The sequence below is a fragment of the Streptomyces sp. NPDC043996 genome (assembly GCF_056435225.1).
In genome coordinates this window covers 506834-523755 of the sequence record NZ_JBWKEY010000002.1, presented here as the reverse complement: position 1 = coordinate 523755, position 16922 = coordinate 506834, and the positions used below count along the sequence as shown (strand labels likewise).

14 protein-coding genes are annotated in these 16922 nt (G+C 74.8%); 9 read left to right on the top strand and 5 right to left on the bottom strand.

The features are described from left to right. Window positions 1–92 precede the first annotated feature (92 nt). The 7 genes from AC07A4_RS06375 to AC07A4_RS06345 all read left to right on the top strand — a co-directional run bounded on the left by AC07A4_RS06375 (window position 93) and on the right by AC07A4_RS06345 (window position 10144). Window positions 93–1421 (top strand): ABC transporter substrate-binding protein, encoded by a 1329-nt coding sequence (locus tag AC07A4_RS06375; protein ID WP_478593748.1) that lies wholly within the window; start codon window positions 93–95, stop codon window positions 1419–1421. Further along, a complete protein-coding gene (locus tag AC07A4_RS06370) occupies window positions 1418–2401 on the top strand; it encodes a carbohydrate ABC transporter permease (RefSeq protein WP_478593746.1) in 984 nt (327 codons plus the stop codon). The genes AC07A4_RS06375 and AC07A4_RS06370 overlap by 4 nt, the downstream gene beginning before the upstream one ends. Before the next feature lie 10 nt (window positions 2402–2411). Beyond that, complete coding sequence (locus AC07A4_RS06365; protein ID WP_478593744.1) at window positions 2412–3224, top strand: carbohydrate ABC transporter permease; 813 nt, start codon at window positions 2412–2414, stop codon at window positions 3222–3224. A gap of 27 nt (window positions 3225–3251) precedes the next feature. Then, complete coding sequence (locus tag AC07A4_RS06360) at window positions 3252–6416, top strand: glycoside hydrolase family 38 N-terminal domain-containing protein (RefSeq protein ID WP_478593741.1); 3165 nt, start codon at window positions 3252–3254, stop codon at window positions 6414–6416. Window positions 6417–6461: 45 nt separating this feature from the next. Beyond that, window positions 6462–8159, top strand: coding sequence for a class I mannose-6-phosphate isomerase (locus tag AC07A4_RS06355; RefSeq protein ID WP_478593739.1), 1698 nt, complete (start codon window positions 6462–6464; stop codon window positions 8157–8159). Continuing rightward, window positions 8156–9013, top strand: coding sequence for an ROK family protein (locus tag AC07A4_RS06350; RefSeq protein ID WP_478593736.1), 858 nt, complete (start codon window positions 8156–8158; stop codon window positions 9011–9013). The genes AC07A4_RS06355 and AC07A4_RS06350 overlap by 4 nt, the downstream gene beginning before the upstream one ends. A 108-nt stretch (window positions 9014–9121) precedes the next feature. Next, complete coding sequence (locus AC07A4_RS06345) at window positions 9122–10144, top strand: LacI family DNA-binding transcriptional regulator (RefSeq protein ID WP_478593734.1); 1023 nt, start codon at window positions 9122–9124, stop codon at window positions 10142–10144. 27 nt (window positions 10145–10171) lie between these two features. Here AC07A4_RS06345 and AC07A4_RS06340 read toward each other — a convergent pair whose 3' ends face one another. Both AC07A4_RS06340 and AC07A4_RS06335 read right to left on the bottom strand, forming a co-directional pair. Beyond that, window positions 10172–10864 (bottom strand): B3/B4 domain-containing protein, encoded by a 693-nt coding sequence (locus AC07A4_RS06340; RefSeq protein ID WP_478593733.1) that lies wholly within the window; start codon window positions 10862–10864, stop codon window positions 10172–10174. 22 nt (window positions 10865–10886) lie between these two features. After that, window positions 10887–11486 carry a LysE family translocator gene (locus AC07A4_RS06335; protein WP_478593731.1) on the bottom strand — a complete coding sequence of 200 codons (600 nt, stop codon included), beginning with the start codon at window positions 11484–11486 and terminating at the stop codon, window positions 10887–10889. 28 nt (window positions 11487–11514) lie between these two features. Here AC07A4_RS06335 and pdxR point away from each other — a divergent pair, with 28 nt between their 5' ends. Continuing rightward, a complete protein-coding gene (gene pdxR / locus AC07A4_RS06330) occupies window positions 11515–13062 on the top strand; it encodes a MocR-like pyridoxine biosynthesis transcription factor PdxR (protein WP_478593729.1) in 1548 nt (515 codons plus the stop codon). A 29-nt stretch (window positions 13063–13091) separates the two neighbouring features. Here the strand turns inward: pdxR and AC07A4_RS06325 are convergent, their stop codons facing one another. Beyond that, the gene (locus AC07A4_RS06325) at window positions 13092–13988 is read right to left on the bottom strand and encodes an NAD(P)-dependent oxidoreductase (RefSeq protein WP_478593727.1); all 897 of its coding nucleotides are present in this window, start codon (window positions 13986–13988) and stop codon (window positions 13092–13094) included. Between the two features lie 175 nt (window positions 13989–14163). Here AC07A4_RS06325 and AC07A4_RS06320 point away from each other — a divergent pair, with 175 nt between their 5' ends. Further along, window positions 14164–14814 (top strand): TetR/AcrR family transcriptional regulator, encoded by a 651-nt coding sequence (locus tag AC07A4_RS06320; protein ID WP_478593725.1) that lies wholly within the window; start codon window positions 14164–14166, stop codon window positions 14812–14814. A gap of 38 nt (window positions 14815–14852) precedes the next feature. Here AC07A4_RS06320 and AC07A4_RS06315 read toward each other — a convergent pair whose 3' ends face one another. Both AC07A4_RS06315 and AC07A4_RS06310 read right to left on the bottom strand, forming a co-directional pair. Further along, a complete protein-coding gene (locus AC07A4_RS06315) occupies window positions 14853–16082 on the bottom strand; it encodes an MAB_1171c family putative transporter (RefSeq protein ID WP_478593723.1) in 1230 nt (409 codons plus the stop codon). Between the two features lie 11 nt (window positions 16083–16093). After that, window positions 16094–16735, bottom strand: a complete 642-nt coding sequence (locus AC07A4_RS06310; RefSeq protein ID WP_478593720.1) for a hypothetical protein — start codon at window positions 16733–16735, stop codon at window positions 16094–16096. Between the last annotated feature and the right edge of the window lie 187 nt (window positions 16736–16922).

The following is a 16922-nucleotide window of genomic DNA, read 5'->3' as shown; positions in this document are numbered from 1 at the left end:
CGGACCCGCCTCGGGACGCACCTGGGGGGCCACCCATGCCAGGCACCACGCCCACCGCGCCACCCACCTCACTCGCACCATGCGCCACACCCGTGCCGCCCGCCTCACCCACGCCACCCGCACCACGCGCGCCACGCGCCCGAACCGCCCCGGCCCGCCGCACCCTGCTCACCGGCGCGGCCGCCACCGCCGCGGGCGCCCTGGCCGCCGCCTGCGGCTCCGGCGGCGGCCAACCCCGCGGCAGGGTCGCCGTGTTCGGCGACAGCGCCGCCTGGTCCGGGCCGATGACCGCCGCGGGCAAGGCCATGGACACCGTCGCGGGGCTGCGGCTCGTCCCCGAGGTCAACCCCCTCCTGGAGTCGTTCGAACAGGTCGTCAAGTCCTCGCTGCGCACCCGCAAGACCCCGGACATGCTCAAGTACTGGTCGGGCTACCGCCTGAAGGACCTCGCGCGCACCGGCGGCATCGTCGACCTCACGCCGCAGTGGGACGCCGCCGTGCGGCGCGGCTGGGCCGAGCCCTCCCTGCGCGCGGCCTTCGCCGACCGGGGGCGCGTCTACGGCCTGCCGATGAACCTCGCGTACTGGGTGTTCTTCCACAACCCCGAGGTGTTCGCCGAGCACGGCCTGCGGCCCCCGCGCACCTGGGACGACTTCCTCGCCGTCTGCGCGCGGCTCAAGCGGAACGGCATCACCCCGCTGCACGCCACCGCCGACGGCCGCTGGCCGTCCTTCATCTGGTTCCAGGAAGTGCTCAGCCGTCAGGACCCGCGGTTCTACGAGGACTTGATGAACGGCCGCGAGCGCTACACCGATCCGCGCGCCGAACGCGCCCTGCGCACCATCGCCTCCTACTTCGACGAGGGCTGGTTCACGCCGCTGGACATGAACCACGTCGACGCGGCCGCCGCCGTCGTGCACGGCAAGCTCGGCATGGTGCCCTGCGGCACCTGGCTCGGCTCGACCCTCACGGGCGCGGGCGGCGAGCCGGGGAAGAACATGAGCGCCTTCGTACTGCCGATGGCCGACCCGAAGGCCCGCCCCAGCGTCATCTTCGAGTCCAGCGCCCTGGTCGCCACCGTGAAGGGACCCGACCACGCCGAGGCCCTGAAGGCGACCCGCGCCTGGCTGCACCCGGCCGTGATGAAGGCCTTCTCGCACACCCTCCAGGACGGCTGCCCCAACCCCCGAGTCGCCCCCGCCAACCCCGTGATCGCCCGGCTCCAGAAGAAGGTGCGCGGCGAGGGCCTGTGGCCGCTCAACCGCTTCTGGGAGCAGGGCCCGCCCGAGCTGGTCGAGGCCACCGTCGACGACCTCGCCGGATTCCTGCTGAACCCCTCCTCGTACCGCGAGACCCTGCGCACCATGCAGGACCGCGCCGACGAGGCGTGGAAGGTGTGGCGGGAGGCGGCCGAGACATGACCGGGACGGTGACCCCCGCCGACACGCCCGTGCCGCCCGCCGGAGGGCGCCGCGCACGCCGCCGTCGCGTGCCCCTGCGCACGCCCCACCAGGCCGTCCCCACCGGCGGCCGCCTCGGCGGCCCCCTCGCGGCCCTGCCCTGGGCGCTGCCCGCGTTCGCGTTCGTGGGCGTCCTGCTGGTGTACCCGTTCCTGCGCAGCGTCTACGGCAGCTTCTTCGAGGACAACGGCTTCACCAGCAGCTACACCGGAATCGACAACTACACCCGGCTCGCCGACGACCCCATCTTCGGCCGCTCCCTGCTCAACACCCTGCTGTGGGTGGCGGGGACGCTGCTCCTGCCCGTGCTCGCCGGGCTCGTCATCGCGCTCGCCACGCACCGCCTGCGCTGGGGCGGCGTCGCCCAGCTGGTGATCGTCCTGCCCTTCGCGATCTCCGGGACCGCCACCGCGGCCCTGTGGTACTTCATGCTGAGCTCCAACGGCGCAGCCAACCAGTTCCTGCGCGCCGTCGGCCTCGACTCCTGGACCCGGAGCTGGCTCCTGGAGTGGCCCCACAACACCCTGTCGCTGATCGTCGCCAGCACCTGGCAGGCCACCGGCCTGAACGTGGTGCTCTTCGCCATCGGCCTGCGCGCCATCCCCCGGGACACCGTCGAGGCCGCCCGCCTCGACGGCGCAAGCGGCTGGCGCATGGTCCGCCACATCACCCTCCCCCAGCTGCGCGCCGTGACCGTCGTCGTGGTCGGCATGGCCATCGTCAACAGCCTGAAGGCGTTCGACATGATCTGGATCCTCACCCAGGGCGGCCCGTCCCGCTCCTCCGAGACGCTCGCCCTGACCATGTACCGCGAGACCTTCCGCCTCTTCCACGTCGGCTACGGCTCGGCGATCGCCCTCGTCCTGTCGGTGGTCGTCGTCGCCTCGTCCTGGCTCTACCTGCGCCGTCAGCTGCCCGACACCGGCTGGGCGAAAGCGTGAGGAGGCCGCCGTGACCCGTGCGCTGCGCCAGCTGTTCGTCGCCGGATGCGTGCTGCTCTGGCTGCTCCCGCTGTACCTCCTCGTCGTCAACGCCCTGACCCCCGCCGCCGCGTACGAGGGCGAACCCACCTGGACCCTCCAGGGCTTCGCCCTCGCCGACAACGTACGGACCGCCTGGGACGAGGCGGGCATCGGCGACAGCTTCCAGGCCTCGCTCCTGTACGCCAGCGTCTGCGGCCTGGCCGCCGTGCTCATCGCCGCCATGGCGGCGTTCGCGGTGGTCGTCCTGCCCGTCCCCAGGCCCGCGTTCTGGTTCTGGCTGATCTACTCGGGGACGCTGTTCCCGCTCCAGGTCTTCCTGGCGCCGCTCTTCGGCCTGTACGCGGACGCGGGCCTCTACGACACCCGGCTCGGCCTGATGCTCGTGTACGTCGCCTGGGCCGTGCCGTTCGCGTTCTTCCTCATCCGCAACCAGATGACCACGATGCCGCCCGAGCTGACCGAGGCCGCGCTCATCGACGGGGCGTCCTTCACCCGGATCTTCTGGCGCCTGCACGTGCCCCTCATGCGGGCCGGGCTCGGCGCGGCCTTCCTCTTCCAGTTCACCGCCGTCTGGAACGACCTGCTGCTCGGCATCACCCTCAGCCGCAGCGGCGACGTCCAGCCCGTCATGGCCGCCCTGAGCACCCTGCGCGCCACCTACGCCTCCAGCGGGCCCCCGGTGATCCTCGCCGGTGCCCTCGTCGTGTCCCTGCCCACGCTGCTGCTGTTCCTGGTGTTCCGCGGCCTGTTCCTGCGCGGCATGGCCGCCTCCGCCCGCTGACCGAATCCGACGCACCCGGGAGACCGCATGACCACACGGGCCCTGGTCCGCACCGCCGACTGGGACAACGAGCGCGTCCGCGCCAGCCTGCGCTCCGGCGTCGTCAGCGCCGAGGGCACCCTCTACGGCGCCGCGCTGAGGCTGATCGAGGAACCCCTGATGCGGTACGCGGACGACGGGACGCTGCTCCAGTCGCTGCGGGCCGAACCGGCGGGCGCCTCCCCGCTGCCCGATGAGCTCGTGGTGCGCACCGAGTCGGGCACGGCCGTGCGGACCGAGCGCGTGCCAGGGCCCCACGGCGGCGCCCGGCTGCTGCTGCCCGCCGTGGACGCGCCGACCCGCCTCACCGTGGGCCTGCCGGGCGACGGCGGCGACACCATCGACGTACAGCTGTCGCCGCAGCGTCAGTGGACCGTCCACCTGGTGCACCACTCGCACCTCGACATCGGCTACACCGACCCGCAAGGACAGGTCCTCAGCGAGCACCTGTCGTTCCTGGATTCGTGTCTGGAGCTGACCCGGGAGACCGACGACTGGCCCGCCGAGTCCCGGTTCCGGTGGTGCGTCGAATCGCTGTGGTCGTTCCGGCAGTGGACCGAGGCCCGCCCCGCGGAGCAGGTCGACGAGCTGCTGCGCCGGGTGCGGGAGGGGCGCATCGAGCTGACGGCGCTGCCGTTCAACCTGCACACCGAGACCTGCTCCACCGACGAGCTGCACGAACTCCTGCGCCTGGCGCGGGACGTGCGCGAGCGCCACGGCGTCCACCTCACGGCCGCGATGCAGACCGACGTGCCCGGCGCGGTCGTCGGCCTCGTCGACGCCCTGGCCGCGGCGGGCGTGCGCTATCTGTCCGTCGCGCACAACTGGGCGGGCCGCTCGGTGCCGCACCTCGTGGGCGGCGAGCGGCTGCCGCGGCTGTTCCGCTGGCGCGCCCCCAGCGGCAACAGCGTCCTGGTGTGGGTCACTGACACCCCGCACGGCCTCGCCTACATGGAGGGCCCGCTGCTGGGCTTCGACACCTCCTACGGCGACGTCGACGACCTCCTGCCCGCCTATCTGACCTCCTTGGCCACGAACCCCTACCCCTACCGCGGCGGCATCTTCGGCTGGGCCATGGACGACGCGGAGGTCAAGCGCGAGCCCTACCCCTGGGACGTCCTGCACCTGCGGGTCCAGGGCAAGTTCGGCGACAACGCGCCACCGCGCCGCGTCATCGCCGACACCGTCCGCCGCTGGAACGAGACCTGGGCGTACCCGCGCCTCAGGCTCTCGCGCAACGAGGACTTCTTCCGGGACGCGGAGGCCCGCGTCGGCGGGGAGATCCGCACCTTCGAAGGCGACTGGACCGACTGGTGGGTCGACGGGGTGGGCGCCGGCGCGCGCCCGCTGTCGCTGGCCCGCACCGCCCAGTCAGTGGTCGCCGACGCCCAGACCATCGGCACGTTCGCCGCCCTCCTCGACGCCACGGGGGCCGAGGACGACACGCGTGACGCGGCCGGTGTCTATGAAGCGGTGTCGCTCTTCGACGAGCACACCTGGGGCGCCGGCGACCCCTGGACCCACGGCGACGAGGGCGGCCACTCCGGTGAGCAGCAGTGGCACTGGAAGTACGGCCAGGCCCTGCGCGCCCACGACGATGGCCGGTCGCTGCTGCGCCGGGCGAGCGCCCGGCTCGGGCAGCGCCTGGCGGCGGCGCCGGACGCCGTCGCGTCGTACCACGTCGTCAACACCTGCTCCTGGCCGCGCACCGACGTCGTCCGGATCTTCCTGCCGGAGAGCACGGTGGCGCTGGACAGGGCCGTCACCGTGTACGACGCCCGCGACGAGCGCGCCCTCGCCCACGAGGAGCGGCCGCAGACCAACGACGACCACCGCGACGCGGGCCGCTTCCTGCTGGTCCGCGTGGACGAGGTGCCCTCGGCCGGGACGGTGCGCCTGGACGTGCGCGCCGACGCCGAACGGGCGGCGGCGGCACCGACGGCCGCCGTCAAGGCGGCCACCGGCTGGAACCCCACCGGCACCACCGAGCGCGAGGACCCCGCCGAGAGCGCCGCCCTGGCCGCGGCCCGCCCCGATCCGACGCTCCTGGAGAACGAGTACCTCGCCGTCCGCGTCGACCTCGCGCACGCCTGCGTCGCCTCCGTCGTCGACAAGGCCACCGGCCGCGAACTCGTCCGCCAGGACGCGATCGTCGGCTTCAACGGCTACGTCCACGACAGCTACACCACCGCGGGCGCCTTCAACCACAACTCCAGCCGCACGACCGCGTCCGCACGCCTGGAACACCTGGGGCGGCGCGCCGTCGCCCCACCGGCCGCGCTGATCGCGCGGCGGTCCACGGAGACCGCCGAGTCGCTCACGTACGAGACCCACCCGGCGGGCGCCAACCGGCTGCGCGTCACCCTCACCCTGGCCCACGGGGTGCCCCGCCTCGACATCGAGAACCGCCTCGACAAGGACCGCACCCTGGGCAAGGAGAGCGCCTACTTCGCCTTCCCCTTCGCCTTCGACCACCCCATCGTCCGCATGGAGGCCTCCGGCGGCACCACCGGTACCGGACTGCCGGTGGTGCCGGGCTCCGCCCTGCACATGCGGGCCGTGCGCCGCTGGGTGACCCTCGCCGACGACGACCTCGGCGTCGCCTGGTCCACACAGGACGCGCCGCTGGTGCAGTTCGGCAACATCGCGCTGCCCTACGCGCCGTTCCCCAAGACCCTCGGCCACGACGAGCCCGCGACGGTCTTCTCCTGGATCCACAACAACCTCTGGGACACCAACTTCCCGAGCGAGCAGGGCTTCGCCTTCACCTTCCGCTACAGCGTCGCCTGCGGGCCGACGGCGTCCGGGCTCGGGACCCGGACGGCGGCGGCGTGGAGCAGGCCGCTGCGGGCCGTGCGCGCCCGCGGCGCCGCGGGCGACGCTCCCGTGACCCACTCCTTCCTCGACCTGGACGACCCCCGTGTGCGCCTGGTCGGCGCCACGACTCCCCGCGCGGGCGAGACACTGCTGCGCCTGCAGTCCTTCGCCGAGGAGGGAGTGGAGTGCTCCCTGTGGATCGGCTTCCCGGCGTCCGCCGCCTACGAGGCCGACTACCTGGGCGGCCGCGGCGAGCGACTGCCGCTGGCCAACGGGGAGGTGACGGTCGCCCTGCCCGCCCTCGGCACGGCGGCGGTGCTCGTCGTACGCCCCTGAGGGAGCTGTCACGCTGCTCGGCTGCCCACCGGTTAAGGAGAACGTGTGTACCGGCTCGACCCGTGTTACGGCCCCGCGCCGGGGGCCGTGATGGCCACCGGCTGGCCCGCCGTGGCCGCCCAGCTGCCCGCAGGCCCGGCGACGGTGGCGGTGGAGGGGCCGCCGTCGGTGGACTTCGCCGCCCTGGCCGCCCGCCTCGCCGACGAACTCGCCGTCCCCGTCCGGGCCCTCGACGTCCGCGCGCACTACGCGCCGCCCGACGAGGTGCGCCGCCGCACCGACGACGGCGCGGACGACCCCTACTACCGCAAGCTCGCCACCAACCCCCTCAGCGACCTCTTCGACGAACTCCCGCGCCCCGGGCGCCCGGTGACGGGCCTGCTCCTCGTGCACGGCCCCGGCGCCGCCCTCGTCCCGCACGACGTGCTGTGGTACGCCGACGTGCCCAAGCGGTACGCGGAGGCGGCCGTCACCGCGGGCACCGGTCGCCACCTCGGCCTGCCCGGCGAACCCCCCGACCTCAGACGGCTGTTCTACACCGACTGGCCCATCCTCGACCGCCACCGCGACGCCCTCGCCCCGCGCGTCGACGCCTGGCTCGACCTGCGGGACGCCCGGCGGCCCGTCTACCTGGACGGCGACGGCCTGCGCGCCACCCTCGCCGACCTCGCCCGCAGACCCGTGCGCACCCGCCCTTACTTCAACTCCACGCCCTGGGGCGGCCATTGGGCGCAGAACGCGCTCGGCTTCAACCCGGGCACCCGCAACACCGCCCTCGGCTACGAGCTCATCGCCCCCGAGTCGGGCATCCTCATCGGCGACGACCCGGGCCTCCAGGCCGAGATCCCCTTCCAACTCCTGTGCGTCCTGCACCCCGTGGCCCTGCTCGGCCCCGACGCGCACGCCCGCTTCGGCACGTCCTTCCCGATCCGCTTCGACTACCTGGACACCGTCGACGGCGGCAACCTGTCCGTGCACTGCCACCCGCGCGAGCGGTACATGCGCGAGCGGTTCGGCTGGCCCTACACCCAGCACGAGTCGTACTACATGACGCTCGGCGGCCCCGGCGCGCGCGTGTTCCTCGGGCTGCGCGAGGACGCCGACACCGACCTGTTCCGCAAGGAGGTCGAGGAGGCCGCCCGGGACGGCGTGCCCATGGACCCCGAGGACCACGTCCAGACCTTCCCCGCCGACCAGGGCCGCCTCTTCCTCATCCCCGCGGGCACCCCGCACGCCAGCGGCGCGGGCAACCTCGTCCTGGAGATCAGCGCCACCCCGTACCTGTACAGCCTGCGCTTCTACGACTGGCTGCGCCCCGACGCCGACGGCCGCCCGCGCCCGCTGCCCTACGAACACGGCCTGGCGAACCTGGACACCGCGCGGCGCGGCGACGCGGTCGCCCGCGACCTCGTCCAGGAGCCGCGCGTGCTGCGCTCCGGGAAGGGCTGGCGCGAGGAGCTCATCGGCGCCCTCGACGAGATGTTCTACGAGGTGCGGCGCTTCGCCCTGGACGCCGACGCCGAGGCGACGGACGACACCGCGGGGCGCTTCCACGTCCTGAACGTCGTCGAGGGGCGGGGCGTGGAGATCCGCACGGCCGCGGGCGAGAGCCACCCGCTGGCGTACGCGGAGACGCTCACCGTCCCCGCGGCGGTCGGCCCCTACCGGATCGCGGCGCGCGGCGGCCCGGCGAAGGTCGTCAAGGCGCTGGTCAGCGAGCGCGCGGAGCCGCCCCGCCGATGAGACCCGTCCTGGAACTCGGCGGCACCCATGTCACGGCCGCCCTCGTGCGGGGCGCCGACGGTACGCGCGTCGTGCGCCGCGTGCGCCGTGAGTTGGACGCGCGCGGCAGCGCCGAACACGTCCTCGGCGCCGTCGTCCGCTGCGCGGGCGACCTCGACGCGCCCGCGGGTGGCCGGTGGGGCGTCGCCGTCCCCGGCCCCTTCGACTACGACCAGGGCGTCGCGCGCTTCGAGGGCGTCGGCAAGTTCGACGACCTGTACGGCATCGACGTCGGCTCCGTGCTGGGCGACGGCATCCGGCCCCGGCCCGCGCGCGTGGTGTTCCTCAACGACGCGCACGCCTTCGCGCTCGGCGAGTGGCACGCCGGTGCCGCGCGCGGGCACCGCCGGTGCGTCGGCGTCACCCTCGGCACGGGGGTCGGCTCTGCCTTCCTCGACGGCGGCGACGTGCGCCACGAAGGACCCGGAGTGCCCCCGCTCGGCCGGATCGACCTCGCCGAGGCCGACGGGCGCCCCCTGGAGGACACCGTGTCCCGGCGTGCCATCCTCGCCCGCTACGGCGAGCGCGGCGCTGACCTGCGGGACGTCGCCGCGCGCGCCCGCGCGGGCGAGGAGCGCGCGGCCCGCGTCCTGCGCGGGGCGCTCACGCCGCTGGGCGCCGTACTCGCCCCGTACCTCAGGGACTTCGGCGCCACCGCGCTCGTCGTGGGCGGTGGCCTCGCCGCGTCCTGGGACCTGGTCGGGCCCGCGCTGCGCGCCGGTCTGGGGGATACTCCGGTCAGGCTCCGCGCCGCCGCGCTCGGCCAGGACGCGGCGCTGCTCGGCGCCGCCGCGCACGCGGGGACGGCGGGCTGAGCGCGGCGCCGAGGGGCCCGTGGGGCCCGGGACTCCGTGGAGTCCGCCGAAGCCCGCGTCCGAGCCCGAGCCCGCGTCCGAGCCCGGTACGGAAAGGAAGGCCGCGCCATGCCCGCGAGCCCGCGTGACCCGAGGAGCGGTCAGCCCACCCTGCGGGACGTCGCCGAGCGGGCCGAGGTCAGCGCCATGACCGCCTCGCGGGTGCTGCGCGACGACCCCCGGGTGCTGCCCGCGACCCGCGACCGGGTCCGCGCCGCGGCCGCCGAACTCGGCTACCGGCCCAACGAACTGGCCCGCAGGCTGCGCCTGGGCCGGGGCACGGGCCTGGTCGGCCTCGTCGTCACCAACCTCGCCAACCCCTTCTACTCGCGGCTCGCGCTCGGCGTCGACTCCGTGCTCGCCGCCGACGGCTTCAAGACGGTCATCGGCAACACCGGCCAGGACCTCGACGCGGAACGGGACCTGGTCGCCGACCTCGTCGCGCGGCGCGTGGACGGCGTCATCGCCGTGCCCGCCGGGGACGACCAGCGCCACCTGTCCTTCGCGGCCGCGGGCGGCGTGCCGGTGGTCCTCGCCAGCCGCCCGCCCGAGGGCTTCGCCGCCGACTGCGTGCTGGTGGACGACTTCGGGGGCGCCCGGGACGCCACCGCGCGGCTGCTCGCCCGCGGCCACCGCCGCATCGGCTTCCTGGGCTCGCCCGCCACCGTCTACACCGGCACCGAGCGCCTGCGCGGCTACCGCGCCGCCCTCGCCGCCGAGGCCCTGGCCCCCGATGAGCGGCACGTCCGCCAGGGCCAGCGGCGGCCCCACGAGGCGGAGCGCGCGGCGGCCGCGCTGCTGGCCCTGCCGGAGCCGCCGACGGCCCTGTTCTGCTCCAACAACCGCAACACCATAGGAGCCTTCCGCGCCCTGCGGGCCGCCCGCGCGGACACCGCCCTGGCGGGCTTCGACGACTTCGAACTGGCCGACGCGCTCGGCCTGCCGCTCACCCTCGTCACGTACGACAGCGACGAACTGGGACGCGAGGCGGGCCGGTTGCTGCTCGACCGCATGCGCGAAGCCGGGACCCGCCCGCGCCGGGAGGCCCGCCGCGTGGTCCTCGGCACCTCTCTGGTGGAGTACGGCGCCTGAACCGGTGGCTACGCGGATGACGCGCGCTCAGCAGGTGAACAGCGGGGCCCGCTGAGTGAGGACCGCCGTCGTCGGGTCGGTCGGCCACGCGGAGCGCAGTTCGTCGGCGAGCGCCGCCACCAGCTTCGGGACGTCCTGCGGGGCGCTGTCGTGCAGGGCCTCGGCGATGATCAGGACGTCGGTCGTGCTCTCCCGTACGGCCGAGTACCCGCTCTGGCGGTTGGTCCAGCGGCGGGCGTGCGCCCGGCGCCCGTCGTCGGCGAAGACGACCTCGCGGGCGTCGGGCCGCTCGACAGCGCCGGAGAACGACTCATAGACCTCGTCCCCGTCGGCGTACCGCACTTCGAGGTTCCCCTCGATCCGGGAGAGGTCGAAGACGCCGACCGGGATGCCGTACGCGAGGGACACGGCGTTGCACAGGTCGATGAGGGGGTGGATGCGGGGCAGGGAGCCCTCCTTGCGGTAGCGGCGCAGGAGGGACTCCGAGGCGCACCGGTACTGGGTGGGTTTGAGGCCGAGCGCGGAGAACGCGCGCCGCCAGGACCGCACTTCGGGGAACTGGCTCTCCGGCGCCGCCGCGAGCCGCTCGGCCGCGGTCGCGCCGTAGTGGGCGACGGGCAGGTCAACGGGGGCGTCGGCGGTGATGCCGCGGGCGCGGAGGACGCCGGGGACCAGCGCCGGGAAGTCCCGCCAGAGGGCGGGGGAGTGCTGGAAGTGCACGGTTGCTTCCGATCGTCGATCGTCAGGAGAGGGCGAGCTTGGCGCCGAGCGCGGCGAAGGCGCCCGCGAAGGCGCGGCGCAGCCACGTCACCACGGCGGGCCGCGCGATGACGTGGTCCCGCATCGCCGCGGCGAACCGCCCGTACGCGGCGAACACGACGAACGTCAACAGCATGAAGTAGCCGCTCAGTTCGAGCATGCGCGCCAGTGCGTGCGGATGGTCATCGGGCACGAACTGGGGCAGGAACGCGAAGAAGAACAGGGTGAGTTTGGGGTTGAGGAGGTTCAGGAGCACGGCGTCCACGATCACGCCCGCCGCCGAGCGCGGCGCGTCGTCCGGCCGGACGGTGAGCGCGCTGGTGTCCCGCAGGGTCTTCCACGCCATGTACAGGAGGTAGGCGACTCCGAGGTACTTCAGCGTCTGGAAGGCGAGCGCGCTGGTGTGCAGCAGCGCGGCCAGGCCCGTGATCGCCGCCAGCATGTGCGGAACGATGCCCACGGTGCAGCCGACGGCCGCGACGAGACTGGCGCGGGCGCCGCGCGTCAGGCCAGCCGAGACGGTGTAGAGGACACCGGTGCCCGGTGTCACGGTCATCACGAACGTGGTCAGCAGAAACTCCATGGCTTGACTCTGTCGTCACAATGGATCTGTGAACAGGTCCAATGGATCTCCATCCGACAGGTCCATATCCACATCTGAGCGCGGTTCTGCGTACGCGGCTGAGTGCGCGCCTCAGCCCCCGTCCCCGCCCGCCTCCGACTTCCTCCAGCTGAACACCGCCGACGTCCCCCGGGGCCAGCTGGCGGACTGGCTGGCCCGGCAGGTCCGGCGCGCGGTCGCCGAGGGGCTGCTGCCAGTCGGCAGCAGACTGCCCGCCACCCGCGTCCTCGCCGCCGAACTCGGCGTATCGCGGGGCGTGGTCACGGAGGCCTACCGGCGCCTGACGGAGGACGGGCACGTCGCGGGCCGGGGCCGCGGCGGCACGGTCGTGGTGGGCGCGCCCCTCGCCGCACCGCCCCGCCCGCGCACGACGAGGGACGGGAGCGGCCCTGGCGCGGGCCCGCTGTTCCTGACGCCGCCCGGCACCGACGTCTTCGACGCCCTGCGCGCCGCGCCCGCCCGCATCGACCTCTCGCCCGGACTGCCCGACCTCGCCGCGTTCCCGCGCGCCGCCTGGCTGCGCGCCGAACGGTCCGTGCTCGCCGAACTCGTCCCCTCCGACTTCGGGTACGGGGATCCGCGCGGCACCCCGGCCCTGCGCCGCGCCGTCGCGCGCTGGCTCGCCCGCAGCCGGGGCATCGCGGCCGACCCGGACGAGGTGCTCGTCGTCGGCGGCACCGCGCAGGCGCTCGGCCTGCTCGCCGCGGTGCTCAGGGCGGCGGGGATCTCCCAGGTGGCGATCGAGGACCCGAGCTCCCTGGGGCTGCGCCAGCACCTGTGCGTGTCCGGACTCCAGGCGCCGCCCGTGCCCGTGGACGCGCGGGGCGTGCGCGTGGACGCGCTGCGGGCCACCGGGGCCCCGGCGGTCCTGCTGACCCCGGCGCACCAGTTCCCGACGGGTGTGGTGCTCGACGGCGTCCGGCGCCGCGAACTGGCCGGGTGGGCCGGGGACGGCGGGCTGATCATCGAGGACGACTACGACGCCGAGCACCGCTACGACCGGCCGCCCGTGCCCGCGCTGCGCTCCACGCTCCCCGACAGCGTCGCGTACGCGGGCAGCGTGTCCAAGCTCCTCGCCCCCGCGCTGCGCGTGGGCTGGCTGCTCGCGCCGCGCGGGTTCCACGCCGCCCTGGTCGACGCCAAGCGCTTCGCCGACCTGGGCAACGCGGCGCTGCCGCAGCTGGTGCTCGCCCGGCTGATGGAATCCGGCGGCCTGGAACGCCATCTGCGCCTGCTGCGTGGACGCCACCGGGCCCGCCGCGACACGATGATCGACGCCATCCGCACCCACCTCCCCGGCGCCGTCGTGCACGGCGCCGCCGCGGGCCTGCACCTGATGGTGACGCTCTCCGCGGCCCACGCAGGACAGGACGACGCCGAGCTGGCCGCGGCGGCCCTGGAGCACGGGGTGAAGGTGCAGCCCCTGTCCTGGCACACCCAGCTCCCGCACCGCCCCGGGCTCGTGCTCGGCTATGCCGCGAGCACGCCGACGGACATCGGTGAAGGCATCGCGCTGCTGGGCCGCCTGCTGCGCTGAGGAGGGGCAGGCCTGAAAGGGGCTCTGTCTCAGTCCCGGCGGGCGTGCGGCGTGACGCCCGCCGTGCGCGCCTCGATGGCGCGCAGCACAGCGACCATGTCCGCGTCCCCGTGCCCCAGCGCCACCGTGTCCGCGAACAGCGCGTGGCACACGTCCAGGAGCGGCGACGCCACCCCGGACGCGCGGGCGGCACCGGCGACCAGCTGATTGTTCATCAGGACGTCCAGGGCGGCGGCCTGTACGCCGAAGTCGCGGGCGAGCAGCTTGGGCGCCTTCATCCGCGAGACGCCGCTGGCCATCGGTCCCGCGTCGAGCACGTCGAGGAACTGCCGCGTGTCCAGGCCCTGCCGCTCGGCGAAGTGGAACGACTCCGCGAGTCCGGTGACCGTGGTGATCAGGAACAGGTTCACCGACAGCTTCATCAGGAGCGCGTTCGGGACGGCCCCGCAGTCGAACGTCTCGTGGCACAGGGGCCCGAGCAGCGGGCGTACCGTCGCCACGGCCTCGGCGTCCCCCGCCAGCATGGCGACGAGCCGGCCGGTCTCGGCGGGCACGCGGGAGCCGGACACGGGTGCCTCCACATAGCGTCCGCCCGCCGCGCGGACGTCGGCCTCCAGGCCCCGCGAGTAGCCGGGAGAGGTCGTGCCCATGTGGACGACGGTGCGGTCGGCGACGCGCGCGGCGAAGTCCGGTGTGCCCCGGCCGATGACGGTGTCGATCGCCTCGTCGCCCGCGAGCATGAGGATCACGACGGGCGCCGCCGCGAACACCTCGTCGGCGTCGGCCGCCACGTGCGCCCCGGCGGCGCGCAGCGGCTCGCACTTCGCGGCGGTGCGGCTCCAGACGGTCAGCGCCAGGCCGGAGCGGGCCAGACGGAGCGCCATGGGTTGTCCCATGAATCCCAGGCCGAGGAACCCCACGTCCACCGCGCACCCCCGTACTCCGGCCCCGAGGCCGCCGTTATGACAGCCGTCATAGTAGCCGCTCGTGGCGCCTTGGGCGCGGCGCTCGCGCGCGGACCCTGGGCGCGGCGTCGATAGGCTGGCCGACCCGCGGCGGACGAGAGGCGTCCGGCGCGGCCTCGTGACGTGGAGGTCGGTGATGGGGTCCGAGCGGGGGCCGCGCGAGCGCATGGTGTTCAGCGCGGCCCAGCTGCTGCGCCGCGGGGGAGCGGCCGCCACGGGGATGCGGGACGTCGCCGCGCACGCGGGCGCGCCGCGCGGCTCGCTCCAGCACTACTTCCCCGGCGGCAAGGAGCAGTTGGTCAACGAAGCCGTCGCGTGGGGCGGGACGTACGCGGCGGGGCGCGTCGCCCGCTTCCTGGCGAGCCTGCCCGCGCCCACGCCGAGCGGTCTGTTCGCCGCCATGGCCCGCCAGTGGACCGACGAACTGGAGCGGGCCCCGGCCGGCTCGGGCTGCCCGGTCGCCGCCGCCGTCGTGGACTGCGCCGACAGCGCGGAGTCCACCCGTGAGGCGGCGGCCGCCGCGTTCGCCCGCTGGGCCCGCCCGGTGGCCGCGGCCCTCACGGACATGGGCGTCCCCGCCGCCCGCGCCGACACCCTGGCGACCGTCATGATCAGCGCCTTGGAGGGCGCCCTCCTCATCGCCCGCGCCGAACGGGACGTACGGGCCCTGACGGCGGTGGTCGGCGAACTGGGGCCGTTCCTCGACGCGGCGGCGGGGGCGGAGGAAGGCGCTGGTGGGGCGGTCGCCGCCGCGGACGGCGTCGAACGGAGCGCTTCGAGGCGGTAGTTCCGTCTCGTCGACATGACGCCCCGCCCGGCGCGGGCCTACGCCCTTCCGGCCCCGCAGGTCATCCCGCTCTGCTCCCGCGTGAGCGCCAGGGCCTCCAGGACCACCGGATGGTGGAGGTGCCGGGCGACGAGGACGAGGTGGGCGCGCTCCCCGGCGGCGGGAACGTCCTCGCCCGGCAGGGCGGGCAGACGCAGGGCGGGCGGCACGGGCGGGTGCCCCGCGCCGCGCTGCCCGGCGGCGTACAGCAGGGTCGCCGCCGCCTGGGCCGCGACGACGTCTATGCCCCCGTCGGCGTCCGCGCCGCCGCTGTCGTGGACGAGGCGGGCCACCGCGTCGGCGGGCGCGCGGGTCATCCACGGGCTGAGGCTGCGGGCCCCGTCCCGGATCTCCACGAGCCTGCGGGACAGGGCGATACGGGTGTCCCAGCCGCCCCACAGCACACCGGGCGCGAGCACGAGCTGCGGTTCGGCGCGCACGACGGTGTCCCACAGCGGACGCAGCGTCTGGTAGTCGCGCCGCTCCCGGCGGCGCGCGTGCAACGGCAGCCGTACGAGGCTGTAGTTGGCGACCACGCCGCCGACGGCCGTGGTCAGCCAGGCGGCCTCGGCGAGGGCGTCGAGCCGGTGGCCGCGCGCCGCGCCCGCCATCGCCGTCAGGATGCACACGGCGTGCACCAGGTTCAGGGCGGCCGCCGCCGCGAAGCCGCGGACGCAGCGCCTGAGCTCCGGCGGGAGCGCGGGGGAGCGGGCCGCGAGGAGCGCGCGGCACTTCAGGACGGTGGCGGTGACGACGGCCCACAGGGCGCTGAAGTACACCAGATGGAACGCGATGACCCCCGGCTCCCGGGCGTGGTCGGCGGCGAGGAGCAGCGGCCGGGCCGGAGCGCGCGGATCCGCCTGGATGAACAGCGCCGTCATCGCGGCGGCCGCCCCGGTGTAGAGCAGGGACCAGGCGATCACCGTGCGGCGGGGCGCCGCGCGTGTCCGGTCGACGGGATGCCACAGGTGCACGAGGAGGTGGGCGTGCCCGGCGCACAGCAGACCCAGACAGTGCACGAGCAGCGCGGCCAGATGGGGCACACCGGCCACGTCCCCGACGGCGCGGTAGCCGCCGGGCGTGGCCAACAGGAAGATCGCCGCCGCGTGGAACAGGGACGACGCCGTGAGCGTCAGGACCGGGCCGGGATCGCGGCGGGCCGCGTGGACTTTGACACTGGCAAGGGCCAGACCGCCGACGGCGACGGTGAGGCTGACCGAGGTCAGCACGGCGTGCCACATCAGCGGTCGCCGCGTCCCCGGGCGAGGGACGGGGCGAGGGCGGCGGCGCCCTCCTCCGTGTCCAGGGACAGCATCAGCAGGCCCACGGTCGCGAAGACCTCCGCGGCCCACTCCTCGTCCTCTTCGTACGCCTCGTTCCCCGCGCGCAACTGGGCCGGCCTGGTGAGCACCTCCGTCACCACGTCGGCGGGCAGGGAGGGCAGCTGCGCGGTGAGCTCGCCCAGGTCGAGCAGGTCACAGGCCGCGAAGGCGGACGGGCTCGGCTCCGGGGGCTCCCCGCACAGCAGGTGGTACAGCTCGTGGAGCAGCACGTGCAGCCCTTGCCGCTCACTGGTGTTGGCGGTGACGACGATGGTGTCTTCCGTCTCGCCCCGGACGCAGAAGCCGCTGACGTGCGCGGGCAGCGCCAGCTTCAGGACGGTGACGGGTCTGCGGCGCTCGCGGACGGCGGCGTCGAGGAGGGCCTCGAGGCCCTGGCCGGGCCGCAGCCCCAGGTCGTCGTGGATGATGCGGACGGCCTGGCGCCGGGCGCGGGCCCAGGCGCGCCGCTTGCGCACGGCGCCGCGGATCCGGGCGGAGGTGTCGACGAGGCGGGCCCGGCCGGTGCGGGGCCACGGTACGGCGGCGCCGGCGAACGGCACGGGTCAGCTCTCCCGGCCCGGTCGGGCCCGCCGCGGGCCGCACCCGGCGCGGGGCAGCGGCGCGGTGTGCCGTGCCGTCGCCGCGGGAGACGCATGGTGTCCCCGTGTGGTGGCGCTCCTCATAGGCCCTTCACGCTCCCCGTTTTCTCCACGTGACAGGCATGTGCCCGCTGACCTGCGCAGGGAC